The following is a 16,499-nucleotide window of genomic DNA, read 5'->3' on the forward strand; positions in this document are numbered from 1 at the left end:
CGCCACGGTTTACCTCTGTTGCAGAAACTCATCGATTTCATGGCGCCACGGCACGGATGGCTGAGCACCTTTACGAGTGACCGCAATTGCCGCTGCCGCATGGGCAAAACGAACGGCCTCTTCCATCGGCTTCTCTTCCAGCAGGGCTGTCACCAGCGCGCCGTTAAAGGTGTCTCCGGCAGCAATAGTGTCTACGGCTTTAACTTTAAAGCCCGGCACTCGCTGCCCGTGACCTTTCTCGCTTAGCCACACCCCGCGGCTACCGAGCGTGATAATGACGGTATCGATGCCTTTACCGTGCAGTACATCAGCAGCTTTAGCGGCATCTTCATCGTTTTCTACCCGCACGCCGGTCAGCTTTTCAGCTTCGGTTTCGTTCGGGGTGATCATATCCAGCAGCGACAGCAGCTCATCGGAAAGCTCGCAGGCCGGTGCCGGATTGAGAATAACTTTGGTCTGGTTTTGATGGGCTATTTTTGCCGCAGCAAGCACGCTAACCAGCGGAGATTCTAGCTGCATTAATAAAGCAGAAGCCTCGGCGATTTTTTGCTGCTGCGCCGCAACAAGATCCGGCGTTAAGGCCGCGTTGGCCCCTGAATGAATGCCGATAACGTTCTCGCCCGACTCGTTGACGAAAATCAGCGCCACGCCGGTTGCTTCATCTTTAATAGTGCTGATTGGCGCGGTGTCGATGCCGTCGCTGGCGAGCTGTTTGCACACGCGCCCGCCGGTATCGTCATCGCCAACACAGGCAATAAAAGCGATATCCGCTCCGCTGCGCCCTGCCGCAACTGCCTGATTCGCACCTTTACCGCCGAACGCCACCTGGTAGCCCTGGCCGGTGACGGTTTCACCCGGAGCAGGGAAATGTTCGAGGTTAAGGATATGGTCAGCGTTGATGCTGCCAAGAACGACGAGTTTGCCTGTGCTTTTCATATCTTAATATCCAGTTTAGATACGCCACTCCCTGCGGAGTGGCGCGGTGCCCTGCTTTTCTTTTAGTCTTATTTAGTGACGAGTTTTAAATCTACCGGGATTTTTGCATCCACTTTCTCGCCCTTCAGCACTTTATCCGCGGTTTCCACGCCGATAACGCCGATTTGGTCAGCCATCTGGGCCACGGTTGCGCCCAGTTTACCGCCTTCAACCGCTTTCACTCCGTCAGCCGTACCGTCAAAGCCAACCACCAGCACGTCAGATTTTCCAGCCGTTTGCAGCGCACGCAGCGCGCCAAGCGCCATTTCGTCGTTCTGAGCAAACACGGCCTGCACGTTCGGGTGAGCAGTCAGCAGGTTCTGCATAACGTTCAGGCCTTTGGTGCGGTCGAAGTCGGCCGGCTGGCTAGCCAGTACGTCAAATTTATGCGCCGCAACAGCCTGCTTGAAGCCTTCGCCACGTTCACGGGCGGCGGATGCACCGGCAATGCCCTGCAGCTCAATCACTTTAGCGCCTTCGCCCAGTTTCTTAGCAATGAAATCACCGGCCATTTTACCGCCCGCTACGTTATCAGAAGCGATATGGCTGACAACCGTGCCCTGGCTGGCTACGCGGTCAAGAGTGATCACCGGGATTTTGGCCTGGTTAGCCATTTTGACGGCGTTACCTACCGCGTCAGAGTCGGTTGGGTTAATCAGCATCAGTTTGGTGCCGCGAACGGTTAAGTCCTGCACGTTAGCCAGCTCTTTAGCCGGGTTGTTCTGCGAGTCGAGCACGACCAGGTTGTAACCCAGTTTGTCGGCTTCTTTCTGCGCGCCGTCTTTCAGCGACACGAAGAACGGGTTATTCAGGGTGGAAACCACCAGCGCGATAGTGTCTTTAGCCATCGCATTGGCGCTTACGGTGGCGCTAAGCGCTACGGCAGAAACCAGAGTAGCCAGTTTTTTCATATTCATAGTCAGATGTCCTGTAGGGTTATGGTTTTACTGCTTTTTGTTGTCTACCAGCACCGCCAGCAAAATAACCACCGCTTTGACGATCATCTGGTAATAAGAAGAAACACCTAATAAATTCAGACCGTTGTTCAGGAATCCGAGGATCAATGCCCCGATGAGCGTCCCGACAATCCGTCCCTTACCGCCTGCGAGGCTGGTACCGCCGAGCACGACCGCCGCAATGGCATCCAGTTCGTAGCCCGCCCCCGCCGTAGGCTGAGCGGAAGAAAGACGTGCAACCTCGATTATCCCGGCCAGCGAAGCCAGCAGGCCACAAAGAGAGTAGACGATGATTTTAACTTTGTTGACGCTAATCCCGGACAGGCGAGTTGCGGCTTCGTTACCGCCAAGGGCATAGATATAGCGCCCCAGACGAGTGTGATGCAGCATGTACCAGGCGGCCAGGAAGACAACGCCCATAATCCATACCGGCGTCGGGATGCCCAGCGGGCGGCCTATACCAAACCAGCCGAACAGATCCGCGTTATCCGAGAACCCGGTATTCATCGGGCTGCCGTTGGTATAAACCAGCGTCACCCCGCGCAGCAGCAGCATCATCACCAGCGTGGCGATAAATGCCTGCACCCGGCCTTTGGCGACGATGACCCCGGTCACCGCACCGATAGCAGCACCAAGCGCCAGGGCTGCGGCAACGGCGACCAGAGCATTAACCTCAAAACCGACAATCGAGGCGGCCACCGCCCCGGTCAGCGCCAGCAAAGAACCGACGGACAGGTCGATTCCTGAAGTCAGGATAACCAGCGTCATCCCGACGGCCATAATGGCGTTGACCGAGGTTTGCTGCAGGATGTTGAACAAGTTATTTACGGTAAAGAAGTTCGGGCTAAGGGCAGAGACAATCGCAATCAGCACCAGCAGAGCGATCAGCGATTTTTGCTCCAGCAGCCACGCTTTGGTGAACCAGCGACGGGTGGATACGGTCTGGGTACTCATTTATGTAACTCCTGATTCACTCGATTAAGCTTGCCGACGGCCGCGGCCATAAGCGCTTCCTGGGTTGCCTCTTCGCGGGAGAACTCTCCGCTCAGACGCCCCTCGTGGATAACCATAATGCGGTCACTCATGCCCAGCACTTCCGGCATTTCCGAGGACACAAGGATGATGCTCAAGCCATCAGCTTTAAACTGGTTAATTAACTGATAAATCTCTTTTTTCGCCCCGACATCAACGCCACGCGTCGGCTCATCGAGGATCAGCACTTTTGGGCGCGTCATCAGGCCGCGGGCAATCGCCACTTTCTGCTGATTACCGCCGGAAAGCAGGCCGATGGGCTGCTCCATCGAAGGCGTTTTCACGTTAAACAGGCGGATAAAGTCCTGCACCGCCTGCTGCTCATCTTTATGCTTCAGGCTGCCAACATCCCGGCTGAAGTAGCGCAGCGCGGTAAGCGACATGTTCTCTTTTACCGACATGCCGAGCACCAGCCCGTCACGCTTGCGGTCTTCAGAGATATAAACGATGCCGTTTGCCAGCCCATCCTGCGGCGAACGGGTCACCACTTCGCGGCCATCCAGCGCCACATAACCGCCGGTTCTCGGCAGCGCGCCGTACAGCACCTTCATTAATTCTGTGCGCCCGGCGCCCATCAGCCCGGCAACGCCGAGGATCTCGCCCTTACGCAGCTCGAAAGAAACATTCTTCACGCCCGGGCCAGCGAGGTTATCAACCCGCAGGCGAACCTCTCCCGGCTGCTTATCGATATGCGGATACTGGTCTTCAAGCTTACGGCCAACCATCATCTCGATAAGCGTGTCTTCATTAAGTGAAACCACTTCGCGCTCGGCAATAAACTGCCCGTCGCGCAGGACGGTAACGTCATCGCAAACTTCGAAGATTTCTTTCATGCGGTGGGAGATATAGACGATGCCGCAGCCCTGAGACTTCAGCTCGCGGATAACGCGGAAAAGCGACTCGGTTTCGGTATCGGTCAGCGCATCCGTCGGTTCATCCATAATGATGACCTTCGACTCAAAGCTCAGCACTTTGGCAATCTCAACCATCTGCTGGTCGCCAATCGACAGCTCGCCAACCAGACGTTCGCTGGTGTAACGCAGGTTGAGTTTAGCCAGCAGTTTATCGGCTTCCCGGTACATCTTTTTCCAGTCGATTTTGCCAAAACGCCCGACAAACTCACGGCCAAGGAAGATGTTCTCGGCGATGCTTAACTGCGGAATAAGGTTCAGCTCCTGGTGAATAATGCCGATGCCCGCTTCCTGAGAGGCTTTAGGGCCGCTGAAGGCGGTTTCTTTGCCCAGCCACAGCAGCGAACCGGCATCTTTGGTATAGATCCCGGTCAGCACTTTCATCATGGTCGATTTGCCGGCGCCGTTCTCACCCACCAGCGCCATTGCCCGGCCTGGATAGACGTTTAGCGCCGCGCCGGACAGGGCTTTCACCCCGGGGAACGACTTGTCGATCCCTTTCAGTTGCAGTAAAGGTTCCATACCGGCCTCCTAGAAGGTTACGCCAGCACAGAGAATGATATTCGCATACGGGGAACACTCCCCGCTGCGAATAACCGCCCGGCTTTCAGCGGTGTGCTGCTTGAACTGCTCATGACTGATGTAACGAATAGTAATGGTGTTTCCCTGGTGTTTTTGCAGCTGCTCAAGCTGTTTGAGCAACGTTTCGTGAAGCGCGGGATTATGTTGTTTGATTTCAGAAGCCAGAATAGCCGCCTCAACCTGCATTTCCTGAGTTACCACGTCCACGACCTGCATAAAGCCCGGAACGCCGTGAGTCAGCGCCAAATCAATGCGCGGCGTATTGCGCGGGATTGGCAGCCCGGCATCGGCAACCACCAGCGTGTCGGTGTGCCCAAGACGGGAGATAACGGACGAAATATCAGCGTTAAGAACGGTACCTTTCTTCATTTTCCTGCTCCACTAGCGAAACGTTTCGCTGATGATGAGTGTAGGAAATGAGGTGCCGATAAAACAACCACCAGGTTAAAGAAATGTGATCGGCATCGAAACGTTTCGACAGTAAAAGTAAAACGGCAACTTTGGTTGCCGTTTTTAGTATTTGCACCCTCTCCCTGTGGGAGTGTACATACCGGAGACATGGTGAACACTTGTTCGGGGACATGGTAGACACTTACAACTACGGCATAAGAACCCTCTTCCGGAGTCGCTTATGCCCTGGGATGCGAGAGATACCATGTCATTACGTCACGAGTTTGTTCACTTTGCCTCGCAGGACGGGGCTAACATCCGGGCGCTCTGTCGCCACTTCGGCATCGCGCCCGCCACCGGATATAAGTGGCTTTGCCGCTTTCTCGAGGCCGGACTTCCCGGCCTCGCTGACCGCTCACGGGCTCCCCATCATTCTCCCAACGCCACCGCCGCTCAGGTGGCTGACCTGTTACAGCAGGCACACCTGGCCCATCCCCGCTGGGGAGCCCGCAAGATTAAGGCCTGGCTGGAAGCGCAGGGGCACCACCTTCCTGCCGTCAGTACCGTGCACAACCTGATGCACCGTCACGGCCTGCTACCCGGTGTACCGCCGGGTATCCCCTCTGCCGGTCGCTTCGAACACGGCAGGCCGAACGCCCTCTGGCAGATGGATTTTAAGGGACACTTTCCCTTCGCCGGTGGGCGCAGCCATCCCCTCACGCTGCTGGACGACCACTCCCGGTTTTCACTCTGCCTGACGCACTGCGACAACGAGCGGCGTGAGACCGTGCAGTCACATCTGACAAAGGTGTTTGAGCGCTATGGCCTGCCGGAGAGGATGACCATGGATAACGGGGCGCCCTGGGGAGACACCACCGGGACCTGGACCGCGCTGGAGCTGTGGCTGATGCGTCAGGGTATCCGGGTGGGGCACTCGCGGCCTTATCATCCCCAGACGCAGGGCAAGCTCGAGCGTTTTCACCGCAGTCTGAAGGCGGAGGTTCTGCAGGGGAAATGGTTCACGGACAGCGACCAGCTCCAGCGGGTATTTGACCACTGGCGGGAGGTCTATAACTTTGAACGCCCGCATGAGGGACTGAATATGGCGGTCCCGGGTTCGCGCTATCAGCCTTCGGCCAGACAGTACAGAAGCGATGCTCCCGGGCCGGAGTACGATGACGGCGTGGCGGTAAGAAAAGTGGATATCAGTGGAAGCCTGAGCATCAGAGGTATCAGCCTGAAAGCGGGCAAAGCGTTCAGGGGAGAGCGAGTGGGGCTGAAGGAAAGCGGTGAGGACGGTTGTTATGAGGTGTGGTGGTACAGCACGAAAGTGGGAATGATCGACCTGAAGAACCGGTCGATCATCATGGGTAAAAGATGTTAAAAGGTGTTCACTATGTCCCCGAACATCTGTCTACTATGTCCCCGGAACGTACAGGGAGAGGGCTGGGGTGAGGGCGTCAGGTATCTAACTTAAATCTCGACCTGGGTTCCCAGCTCAATAACCCGGTTTGGCGGGATCTCAAACTGGTCAGGCGCGCGCAGCGCATTTCGCTGCAGGGCGAGGAATAGCTTACCGCGCAGGCGCAGGTACCAGGGGCGTTTGCCGATAATCAGCGACTCATGCGACATAAAGAATGAGGTTTCCATCATCCGGCAGCTCAGGCCTTCCAACCCGCAGCGGTGGAAAATCTCTTCCACGTTCGGCGTTTCACGCCAGCCGTAGCTTGCGACAACCCGCCAGAAAGTCGGCGACAGCTGTTCGATAGAAACGCGACGCACGTTATGAACATACGGCGCATCTTCCGTGCGCAACGTCAGCAGCACCACTCGTTCGTGCAGCACTTTGTTGTGCTTGAGGTTATGCAGCATGGCAAACGGAATCACGTTCAGGGCGCGCGACATATACACCGCCGTGCCCGGCACGCGAACCGGCGGAGATTTCTCCAGCGAAGCAATCATCGCTTCCAGAGAATTGCCGTGCTCGTGCATGCGGCGCAGCAGGCGGAAACGCTCGCTTTTCCAGGTGGTCATAATGGTAAACATCACCAGGCCGAGCGTCAGCGGCAGCCAGCCGCCGGAGACGATCTTCTCGAGGTTGGCGGAGAACAGCGGTATGTCGATAAACAGGAAGCCCGCACACATCAGGAGCACGGCAATTTTATTCCAGTGCCAGTTTTTGCGCGCTACGGTGCAGCAAAGAATCGAGGTCAGCACCATCGTGCCGGTTACCGCAATGCCGTATGCCGCGGCAAGGTTGCTTGAGTGTTCAAAGCTGACAATGACGATAACCACCGCGATATACAGGATCCAGTTAATCGCTGGAATGTAAATCTGCCCGGACTCCATTTCCGAGGTGTGGATGATGCGCATTGGCGAGAGATAGCCCAGACGAACCGCCTGGCGCGTCAGCGAGAAGACCCCGGAAATAACGGCCTGAGAGGCGATAACCGTGGCAAGCGTCGCCAGAATCAGCAGCGGGATCAGCGCCCAGTCAGGGGCCAGCAGGAAGAATGGGTTTTTAATCGCTTCCGGGTACTTCAGCAGCAGCGCGCCCTGGCCAAAATAGTTAAGGACCAGAGAAGGCAGAACCGCAATAAACCACGCGATGCGAATCGGGAGCTTACCGAAGTGCCCCATATCGGCATACAGCGCTTCAACGCCGGTTATCGCCAGCACCACCGCACCAAGGGCAACGAATGACACCGTTTTATACTGCACGAAGAAATTCACCGCCCAGGCAGGGTTAAGCGCCTGCAGGACTTCCGGGTTGCCGATAATACTGCGCGCGCCCAGGACGGCGAGCGTCAGGAACCACAGCAGCATCACCGGAGCAAACAACTTGCCCACCATCCCGGTGCCGTGCTTCTGAATCATAAACAGCAGCGTCAGGACAATGATAGAAAGCGGGACGATGTATTGATCCAGCTGCGGCGCGGCTATCTCCAGGCCTTCTATGGCCGACATCACCGATATCGCCGGCGTGATAACCACCTCGCCGTAGAAGAAGCTGCCGCCAATCAACCCCATGATCACCAGCACCGAGGTCATACGTGCCGTCGTATTGCGCCCGGCAAGCGACATCAGGGTTAAGATCCCGCCTTCTCCGGCATTATCCGCACGCATCACAAAGGTGAGATATTTAATGGAGACGACCAGAACCAGCAGCCAAAAAATTAACGACAAAAAGCCAAATACGGCGTCGCGTTCAACGCCAAACCCAAACTGCCCGGACAGGCATTCTCTAAGGGTATAAAGCGGGCTGGTACCGATATCACCGTACACAACCCCGATAGCAGCCAGCGTAACGGCAGGCAACGATTGTTTATTATCAGCGCTCATAGACTAATCTTTTGTTGGAATCCCGAAAACGTGTGCTTAGTCCCTTGGCCCACAAAACGGCGCACAGTATGCACGATTATTGTGTAAATCGTACCCCTAAATGCATTTGCCTTAACTCAGCTCAAATGTTGTGTGCGGCATAATCAGCACATTAACTGGCTAAAAATAAACGCTATACTCGCGTTCCTCCTGGGTAACCGCGTAAGGATGCAAAGCTAATTATGGCTCAATCACATTTGCTGGCTGAAAGAATTTCACGCCTCAGCCAGGCGCTGGAAAAAGGACTTTTTGAGCGTCAGCACGCCGTTCGCCTCTGCCTGCTGGCGGCGCTGAGCGGCGAGAGCGTTTTTTTACTCGGCCCGCCGGGAATAGCCAAAAGTTTGATCGCCCGCCGCCTCAAGTTCGCGTTTCGCGAAGCTCGTGCCTTCGAATATCTAATGACTCGCTTCTCAACGCCAGAAGAAGTTTTTGGCCCGCTATCTATCCAGGCTTTAAAAGATGAAGGCCGCTATGAGCGCCTGACCGCGGGTTACCTGCCGGAAGCGGAAATTGTGTTTCTCGATGAAATCTGGAAAGCCGGACCGGCAATCCTGAATACCCTGCTAACCGCGATTAACGAACGTCGCTTCCGCAACGGCGCCAGTGAAGAAAAAATCCCGATGCGCCTGCTGGTGGCCGCTTCCAACGAACTGCCGGAAGCCGACAACAGCCTGGAAGCGCTTTATGACCGCATGCTGATTCGCCTGTGGCTGGACAAAGTCCAGGACAAGGCCAACTTCCGTTCGATGCTGATAAGCCAGCACGATGAAAACTTTAATCCGGTGCCTGAAAGCCTTCAGGTCACCGACGAGGAGTATTTCAGCTGGCAGCAGCAAATTGGCGGCGTCGCGCTGCCGGATGAAGTCTTTGAGCTGATTTTCACTCTGAGGCAGCAGCTTGAGGCTACGCCCGGCGCGCCTTATGTCTCAGACCGCCGCTGGAAGAAAGCCATTCGCCTGCTCCAGGCAAGCGCCTTCTTTAACGGCCGTGACGCGGTTGCGCCTATCGATCTTATCCTGCTCAAAGACTGCCTGTGGCACGACACCGCCACCATGAATTTAATGCAGCAGCAGATTGAAGTATTGATGACCGGACACGCGTGGCAGCAGCAGGCCATCCTCAGCAAACTGAGCGGCATCGTACAGCGCAGGCTCCAGCTCCAGCAGCAAAGCAGCGACAGGGACGCCTTCACGGTTATCAAACAAAACGGGATGTTCAGCCGTAAGCCGCAGTATCAGCTGCCGGACGAACTCGCGGGAGAAACGCTAACCCTGCTGCTACAGAAGCCGCTGAAGCTGCACGATATTGAAGTTATCCATATCACCCTCGCCCGTGAAGCGCTGGCGCTGTGGCTTAATAAAGGTGGCGAGATCCGCGGCAAGCTCAATGGGATCGGTTTTGCTCAGCAGCTCAACCTTGAAGTAGACGGTAGCCAGCATCTGACTATCCGTGATGTCAGCCTTCAGGGGACGCGCCTCGCGCTGCCGGGGCACCAGCAGCAGGGCGTTCCTGACGAAATCAAAAAGCAGTTCGACGATCTCGACGCCGCGCTGCATCAGCAGCATGAACGCTTTAATGATCAGCAAAAATGCCTGTTTATCGAAAATGAATGGCTGGGGAAAATTGAGGCCAGCCTGCAGGATGTCGCCGCCCAGCTGAAACAGGCGCGTCAATGATAAGTGTGGAAACGCTGGATATGATCCTGGCTATCGGCGAAGGCGAGCTGATAGAAGAGATTATTATTACGCTGCTGGCGGCGCCTCAGCTGGCGGTGTTCTTTGAAAAGTTTCCGCGTTTAAAGAAAGCAGTTAGTGAAGACTTACCTCGCTGGCGGGACCAGTTAAAAAGCCGCCTGAAAGATGGCCACGTTCCTGATGAGCTGGCCCAGGAGGTGCTTTGTTACCAACAGAGTCAGCTGCTCACGACCGGACAGCTTACGGCCAGGCTGCCCGATATCATCGAGCTTTTGCATAAGCTCGGCTCTCCCTTTCATGAACAGGCGAAACGGCTGGTCGCCGACAATCCGCATTTTACTCCGGCGCTCCATACCCTGTTTCTGCAACGCTGGCGGTTAAGTCTGGTGGTTCAGGCGACTTCCCTTAACCAGCAGTTACTGGACGATGAGCGCGATAAGCTGCTGGCAGAGATCCAGGAACGGCTGGCGCTCAGCGGGCAGTTAGACCCGGCCCTGGCGGAAAATGACAAGGCCGCAGGCAAGCTGTGGGATATGAGCGGAGGCACGTTAAAGCGCGGGGACTATCAGTTGATTGTCCAGTACGGCGAGTTTCTTACCGGCCAGCCGGAGCTGATGCAGCTTGCCGAACAGCTTGGCCGCTCTCGCGAAGCCAAATCGGTCCCGCGTAAAGATTCTCCCACCGAGCCCTGGCGCATGCTGGTTCGTGAACCTGCAACAGTGCCGGAGCAGGTAGACGGCCTGCAACGCAGCGACGATATCCTGCGCCTGCTGCCCCCCGAGCTTGCAACGCTGGGCATTACCGAACTGGAATTTGAGTTCTACCGGCGGCTGGTGGAGAAGCAGTTACTCACTTACCGGCTCCATGGCGACGCGTGGCGCGAGAAGATAGTGGAGCGTCCGGTTGCTCACCAGGACTTCGACGAGCAGCCACGCGGCCCGTTTATCGTCTGCGTGGACACTTCCGGTTCAATGGGCGGTTTCAACGAGCAGTGCGCAAAAGCTTTCTGCCTGGCGTTGATGCGCATCGCGCTGGCCGATAACCGGCGCTGCTTCATTATGCTGTTTTCCAGCGAAGTGGTGCGTTACGAGGTGAGCGGCCGGGACGGCATCGATCAGGCTATCCGTTTTTTAAGCCAGCATTTCAGCGGCGGCACCGATCTGGCCAGTTGCTTCCGCTCGATCCTTGAAAAAATGCAAACCGGGGACTGGCACGACTCCGATGCGGTGGTTATCTCTGATTTCATCGCCCAGCGGTTGCCCGACGACGTTGTCAGCAGCGTGAAAGCGCTACAGCGCCAGTATCAGAACCGTTTTCATGCCGTGGCAATGTCGGGGCACGGGAAACCCGGCATCATGCGTATTTTCGACCATATCTGGCGCTTTGATACCGGGATGAGAAGCCGCCTGCTGCGTCGCTGGCGGCGCTGAGAATTACAGCAGACCGCTGACCTTGCCCTGAATCTCTGGCGACCATACGCCGCACTGAACCTGGCCGATGTGCGGCAGCTGTAGCAGCAACATTGTCAGGCGTGACTGACCGATACCGCCGCCGATGGTTTGCGGCATCTCGCCTTTTACCAGCGACTGGTGCCACTCCAGCGCCATGCGATCTTCATCGCCGGTTGTAGCCAGCTGGCGCTTCAGGGTTTCAGCATCCACGCGGATCCCCATAGAAGAGAGCTCGATAGCGTCTTCAAGCACCGGGTTCCACACCAGAATATCGCCGTTTAAACCGGCCAGGCCGCCTTCAGCCTGAGTAGACCAGTCATCATAATCCGGGGCGCGAACATCGTGACGCTTGCCGTCCGACAGTTTGCCGCCGATGCCCATCAAAAATACCGCGCCAAGTTCTTTGGCAATCGCACGTTCGCGGCCTTTGGCGTCCAGCTCAGGGAAGCGTTGTAGCAAGGTTTCGCTATGAACAAAATGAATCTGCTCCGGCAGGAAAGCGTCCAGCCCAAAATGCTCGCTTACCTCAGCTTCGGTGGCTTTTATTGCCGCCCAAATGCTTTCTACCGTCTGTTTCAACGTCCCCAGGTGACGCTCGCCGTCTCCCATCACGCGTTCCCAGTCCCACTGATCCACATATACCGAGTGAATAGGTGATAAACGGTCTTCATCGGGGCGCAGGGCCTTCATGTGCGTGTAAAGCCCTTCGCCCGCGCTGAAGTCATGCTGGCCGAGCGTTTTTCTTTTCCATTTGGCCAGCGAATGCACCACTTCAAACTGCGCCTGAGGCAAGGTTTTCACCTTTACCTGCACCGCTTTTTCGCTGCCTGAGAGGTTGTCCTGTGTGCCATCACCCACGCGGCTAAGAATCGGGGCCTGGACTTCAATCAGACCAAGCTTCTCTTCCAGCTGACGGGAAAAATGAGCTTTCACAAAACTAATCTGGCGCTGTTTAGCAATGTAGGCAGTTTTCATGGCTTTTCTCTTTGTTGTGTTGTTTCTGTCAACGATTAAGCAACAAACACGGCATCAGATTCAATAATCAATAATAAAAAAGCCCTTCCTCTTTTTAATCGACGAATTTAAGGCTATAAAAAATGGAGAATCGGCATTTATCATAGGAAAAAGTGATGGATAATTATCAGATCGACAATCTCGATCGCGGGATACTGGAAGCATTAATGGCAAATGCGCGCACCGCTTATGCCGAACTGGCCAAACAATTTGGCGTCAGCCCAGGGACGATTCACGTTCGCGTAGAGAAGATGAAGCAGGCTGGCATCATTACCGGGGCACGCATCGACATCAGTCCAAAGCAGCTCGGCTATGACGTTTGCTGCTTTATCGGCATTATTCTTAAGAGCGCCAAAGATTACCCCTCGGCGCTGACCAAGCTGGAAAACCTCGACGAAGTGACCGAGGCCTATTACACCACGGGCCACTACAGCATCTTTATTAAGGTCATGTGCCGATCTATTGATGCCCTGCAGCAGGTACTTATCAACAAGATCCAAACAATCGATGAAATTCAGTCCACGGAAACGCTGATCTCCCTGCAAAACCCGATCATGCGCACCATCCGCCCCTAAGCGTTAATTTTAATACCCATATTATCCACAGGTAGATCCCCGCTCTTTCACAGCGTACAATACGCCTCGATCTGAAAAGGCGGGACATAATGGCAGATATCACTCTGATTAGCGGCAGTACGCTTGGCAGCGCCGAGTATGTAGCAGAACACCTGGCTGAAAAGCTGGAGGAAGCGGGGCATAGCACTGAAATTCAGCACGGCCCTCTGCTGGAAGATCTGTCCACCAGCGGTATCTGGCTGGTTATCTCCTCTACGCACGGCGCTGGCGATCTGCCGGATAACCTGCAGCCTTTATATGACGCTATAAATGAACAGCGTCCGAACTTGAGCGGCGTAATCTACGGCGCAGTCGGAATAGGCAGCCGCGAATACGATACGTTTTGCGGTGCAATAGAGAAGATAGACCTGTTGCTGAGTGAATGTGGGGCCACCCGTTTGGGGGAATTGCTCAAAATAAACATCCTCGAACACGATATTCCTGAAGATCCGGCAGAGGTTTGGGTCGGATCATGGAAAAATTTACTCCCTGAAGTGTAAAGATCGTCCGATCAGATGTGGATAAGTCTGGTTAAAAGCTTGGATTAAGCAGTAGTTATCCAAATAACAACTCCTGTTCACTTTTTGAGTTGTGTATAAACCTCCATTCTGATCCCAGCTTATACTGTCTGGGATCACCGATCATTCACAGCAAACGATCCTTTCCAGGTCATTGATCCTGATGCAGTAAAATGGGTTATCCACAGATGTGGTCGATCCTAATAAGAGATCATAATAAAGAGATCTTTAAATAAAAAAGATCTTCTTTTAATTACCAAAGATCCCGATGCTTTCTCGAAAGACTAAAGTTGAGTAGAATCCCCAGCCCGGGAAGTCACAAACCCTCATCGCGCAACCGAGGCAGTTACCATGTTTTATCCAGATCCTTTTGACGTCATCATCATCGGCGGGGGTCATGCAGGCACAGAGGCGGCAATGGCCGCAGCTCGTATGGGTCAGCAGACCCTGCTTCTGACACACAATATCGACACGCTGGGACAGATGTCCTGTAACCCGGCAATTGGCGGTATTGGCAAGGGACATTTGGTTAAGGAAGTGGACGCCCTCGGTGGCTTGATGGCGAAGGCCATCGACAGTGCCGGCATCCAGTTTAGGATACTAAACGCCAGCAAAGGCCCGGCGGTTCGCGCCACTCGTGCTCAGGCAGACCGCGTGCTTTACCGGCAGGCCGTTCGTACCGCACTGGAAAACCAGCCTAATCTAATGATCTTCCAGCAGGCGGTTGAAGACCTGATCGTCGAGAACGATCGCGTTGTCGGCGCCGTGACCCAAATGGGGCTTAAATTCCGCGCCAAAGCGGTTGTGCTCACCGTAGGCACCTTCCTCGACGGTAAGATCCACATCGGGATGGATAACTACAGCGGCGGACGTGCAGGCGATCCTCCTTCGATCCCGCTTTCCCGTCGTTTACGTGAACTCCCGCTGCGCGTCGGTCGCCTTAAAACCGGCACGCCTCCGCGTATTGACGCACGCACTATTGATTTCAGCGTACTTGCCCAGCAGCACGGCGATAATCCAATGCCGGTGTTCTCGTTCATGGGAAACGTTAACCAGCATCCTGCGCAAGTGCCGTGTTACATGACCTATACCAATGAGGAAACTCACGAGGTCATTCGTAATAACCTCGACCGCAGCCCAATGTATGCGGGTGTTATCGAAGGTATTGGCCCACGTTACTGCCCGTCTATCGAAGATAAAGTAATGCGTTTTGCCGACCGCAACGCACATCAGATCTTCCTTGAGCCGGAAGGCCTGACCAGCAACGAAATTTACCCGAACGGCATCTCCACCAGCCTGCCGTTTGACGTGCAGATGCAAATCGTCCGCTCGATGAAAGGGATGGAAAACGCGAAGATCGTTCGTCCTGGCTACGCTATTGAGTACGATTTCTTCGATCCGCGTGATTTGAAACCTACGCTGGAAAGTAAATATATTCAGGGCCTGTTCTTTGCCGGACAGATCAACGGGACGACCGGCTACGAAGAGGCCGCTGCCCAGGGTCTGCTCGCGGGTCTGAACGCCGCGCGCTCTTCGGCCGAAAAAGACGGTTGGGCGCCAGCGCGCTCCCAGGCTTACCTTGGTGTCCTGGTCGATGACCTGTGCACTCTGGGGACCAAAGAGCCGTATCGCATGTTTACCTCACGCGCCGAATATCGCCTGATGCTGCGTGAAGATAACGCCGACCTGCGTCTGACCGAAGCGGGCCGCGAGCTGGGCCTGGTTGACGACGAGCGCTGGGCACGCTTTAACGACAAGCTTGAAATGATCGAGCGTGAGCGTCAGCGCCTGAAAGATGTCTGGCTGCACCCGCATTCTGAGCAAATCGAAGAAGTAAATGCTCGCCTTAGCGCACCGCTCTCGCGGGAAGCTAACGGTGAAGATCTGCTGCGTCGCCCGGAAATGACCTATGCTTCCATGATGCAGCTCTCGCCGTTTGCTCCGGGGCTTGAAGATCCTCAGGCGGCAGAGCAGGTTGAGATCCAGGTGAAATACGAAGGCTACATCGCTCGCCAGCAGGATGAGATTGAAAAACAGCAGCGTAACGAGAATACTTTGCTGCCTGCGACGCTTGATTACAGCCAGGTTAACGGGTTGTCCAACGAAGTGATTGCCAAGCTTAACGATCACAAACCGGTTTCTATTGGCCAGGCGACACGCATTTCGGGTATTACCCCTGCGGCGATCTCTATTTTGCTTATCTGGCTGAAAAAACAGGGTCTGCTGCGACGCAGCGCCTGAAAATAAACGATAACGGGCCAGGCAAACCTGGCCTATTTTTTTATGGGTTTTACAACGTGCTGACTAAATTATCCCGTCTGCTGAAAGAAGCGGGCATCACTCTACCGGAAACTCAGCAGCAGCAGCTGGTGGGCTACGTCTCGCTGCTCGACAAATGGAACAAGGCTTACAACCTCACTTCGGTCCGCAATCCGGACGAGATGCTGGTACGCCATATTCTCGACAGCATCGTGGTTGAGCCTCACCTGCAGGGGAGTCGCTTTATCGACGTTGGCACGGGTCCTGGCCTGCCGGGTATTCCGCTGGCGATCGTTCGTCCGGACTCGCATTTCACCCTGCTGGACAGCCTCGGCAAGCGCGTGCGTTTTCTGCGCCAGGTCCAGCACGAACTTAAGCTTGAGAACATCACGCCGGTGCAGAGCAGGGTTGAAGATTTCCCGGCAGAACCGCCGTTTGACGGGGTTATCAGCCGCGCTTTCGCTTCGCTGAACGACATGGTGACCTGGTGCCACCACCTGCCGGGCGAGCACGGCCGCTTCTATGCGCTGAAAGGCATTCGCCCGGATGACGAGATAAGCGCTTTACCGGCAGGGTTTGCCGTCGAAGATATCGTCAAACTTGAGGTCCCCGGCCTGGAAGGGGAGAGGCATTTGGTGCGCATTAAGCCAAACAAAACTTAATATTTGTCAAAAAACGACGCGATAGAGATGTTTCACCCAGGTTAAAATTCCCCATCGTTA

The 16,499-nt window shown here is 55.2% G+C and carries 14 protein-coding genes; 7 read left to right on the plus strand and 7 right to left on the minus strand.

Annotation, left to right across the window (positions count from 1 at the left end; genetic code table 11):
- Window positions 1-9: 9 nt before the first annotated feature.
- The 5 genes from rbsK to rbsD all read right to left on the minus strand — a co-directional run bounded on the left by rbsK (window position 10) and on the right by rbsD (window position 4,825).
- Window positions 10-936: a ribokinase gene (gene rbsK / locus ACG1VR_RS22890; protein WP_395489850.1), complete on the minus strand. Its 927-nt coding sequence runs from the start codon at window positions 934-936 to the stop codon at window positions 10-12.
- A gap of 68 nt (window positions 937-1,004) precedes the next feature.
- Window positions 1,005-1,892 carry a ribose ABC transporter substrate-binding protein RbsB gene (gene rbsB, locus ACG1VR_RS22895; protein ID WP_172568696.1) on the minus strand — a complete coding sequence of 296 codons (888 nt, stop codon included), beginning with the start codon at window positions 1,890-1,892 and terminating at the stop codon, window positions 1,005-1,007.
- A 27-nt stretch (window positions 1,893-1,919) separates the two neighbouring features.
- Window positions 1,920-2,885, minus strand: a complete 966-nt coding sequence (rbsC, locus tag ACG1VR_RS22900) for a ribose ABC transporter permease (RefSeq protein ID WP_016538841.1) — start codon at window positions 2,883-2,885, stop codon at window positions 1,920-1,922.
- Entirely contained in the window at window positions 2,882-4,396 is a 1,515-nt protein-coding gene (gene rbsA / locus ACG1VR_RS22905; RefSeq protein WP_172568697.1) for a ribose ABC transporter ATP-binding protein RbsA, read from the minus strand. Before rbsA ends, rbsC begins: the two co-directional genes overlap by 4 nt.
- A 9-nt stretch (window positions 4,397-4,405) precedes the next feature.
- Entirely contained in the window at window positions 4,406-4,825 is a 420-nt protein-coding gene (rbsD, locus tag ACG1VR_RS22910; protein ID WP_016538839.1) for a D-ribose pyranase, read from the minus strand.
- 262 nt (window positions 4,826-5,087) lie between these two features.
- Here rbsD and ACG1VR_RS22915 point away from each other — a divergent pair, with 262 nt between their 5' ends.
- Window positions 5,088-6,230, plus strand: a complete 1,143-nt coding sequence (locus ACG1VR_RS22915) for an IS481 family transposase (protein WP_395488908.1) — start codon at window positions 5,088-5,090, stop codon at window positions 6,228-6,230.
- A gap of 89 nt (window positions 6,231-6,319) precedes the next feature.
- On the opposite strand, the gene kup is transcribed toward ACG1VR_RS22915, so the two are convergent.
- The gene (gene kup, locus ACG1VR_RS22920; protein ID WP_395489851.1) at window positions 6,320-8,188 is read right to left on the minus strand and encodes a low affinity potassium transporter Kup; all 1,869 of its coding nucleotides are present in this window, start codon (window positions 8,186-8,188) and stop codon (window positions 6,320-6,322) included.
- Between the two features lie 221 nt (window positions 8,189-8,409).
- On the opposite strand from kup, the gene ravA reads away from it, so the two are divergent.
- Entirely contained in the window at window positions 8,410-9,903 is a 1,494-nt protein-coding gene (gene ravA / locus ACG1VR_RS22925; RefSeq protein WP_016538836.1) for an ATPase RavA, read from the plus strand.
- Window positions 9,900-11,351 (plus strand): ATPase RavA stimulator ViaA, encoded by a 1,452-nt coding sequence (gene viaA / locus ACG1VR_RS22930; protein ID WP_172568701.1) that lies wholly within the window; start codon window positions 9,900-9,902, stop codon window positions 11,349-11,351. The genes ravA and viaA overlap by 4 nt, the downstream gene beginning before the upstream one ends.
- Before the next feature lie 3 nt (window positions 11,352-11,354).
- On the opposite strand, the gene asnA is transcribed toward viaA, so the two are convergent.
- On the minus strand, window positions 11,355-12,347 hold the full coding sequence (gene asnA / locus ACG1VR_RS22935) for an aspartate--ammonia ligase (RefSeq protein ID WP_016538834.1): 993 nt from the start codon (window positions 12,345-12,347) through the stop codon (window positions 11,355-11,357).
- 155 nt (window positions 12,348-12,502) lie between these two features.
- On the opposite strand from asnA, the gene asnC reads away from it, so the two are divergent.
- From asnC to rsmG, 4 genes are all read left to right on the plus strand, one after another.
- A complete protein-coding gene (asnC, locus tag ACG1VR_RS22940; RefSeq protein WP_008457765.1) occupies window positions 12,503-12,961 on the plus strand; it encodes a transcriptional regulator AsnC in 459 nt (152 codons plus the stop codon).
- A gap of 89 nt (window positions 12,962-13,050) precedes the next feature.
- Window positions 13,051-13,500 carry an FMN-binding protein MioC gene (gene mioC, locus ACG1VR_RS22945; RefSeq protein WP_016538833.1) on the plus strand — a complete coding sequence of 150 codons (450 nt, stop codon included), beginning with the start codon at window positions 13,051-13,053 and terminating at the stop codon, window positions 13,498-13,500.
- A gap of 369 nt (window positions 13,501-13,869) precedes the next feature.
- On the plus strand, window positions 13,870-15,759 hold the full coding sequence (gene mnmG, locus ACG1VR_RS22950; RefSeq protein ID WP_395489852.1) for a tRNA uridine-5-carboxymethylaminomethyl(34) synthesis enzyme MnmG: 1,890 nt from the start codon (window positions 13,870-13,872) through the stop codon (window positions 15,757-15,759).
- Between the two features lie 56 nt (window positions 15,760-15,815).
- Entirely contained in the window at window positions 15,816-16,439 is a 624-nt protein-coding gene (gene rsmG / locus ACG1VR_RS22955; protein WP_016538831.1) for a 16S rRNA (guanine(527)-N(7))-methyltransferase RsmG, read from the plus strand.
- Window positions 16,440-16,499: the final 60 nt, after the last annotated feature.

Origin of the sequence: Cedecea davisae (assembly GCF_044095835.1) — a bacterium.
GTDB lineage: Bacteria > Pseudomonadota > Gammaproteobacteria > Enterobacterales > Enterobacteriaceae > Cedecea > Cedecea davisae.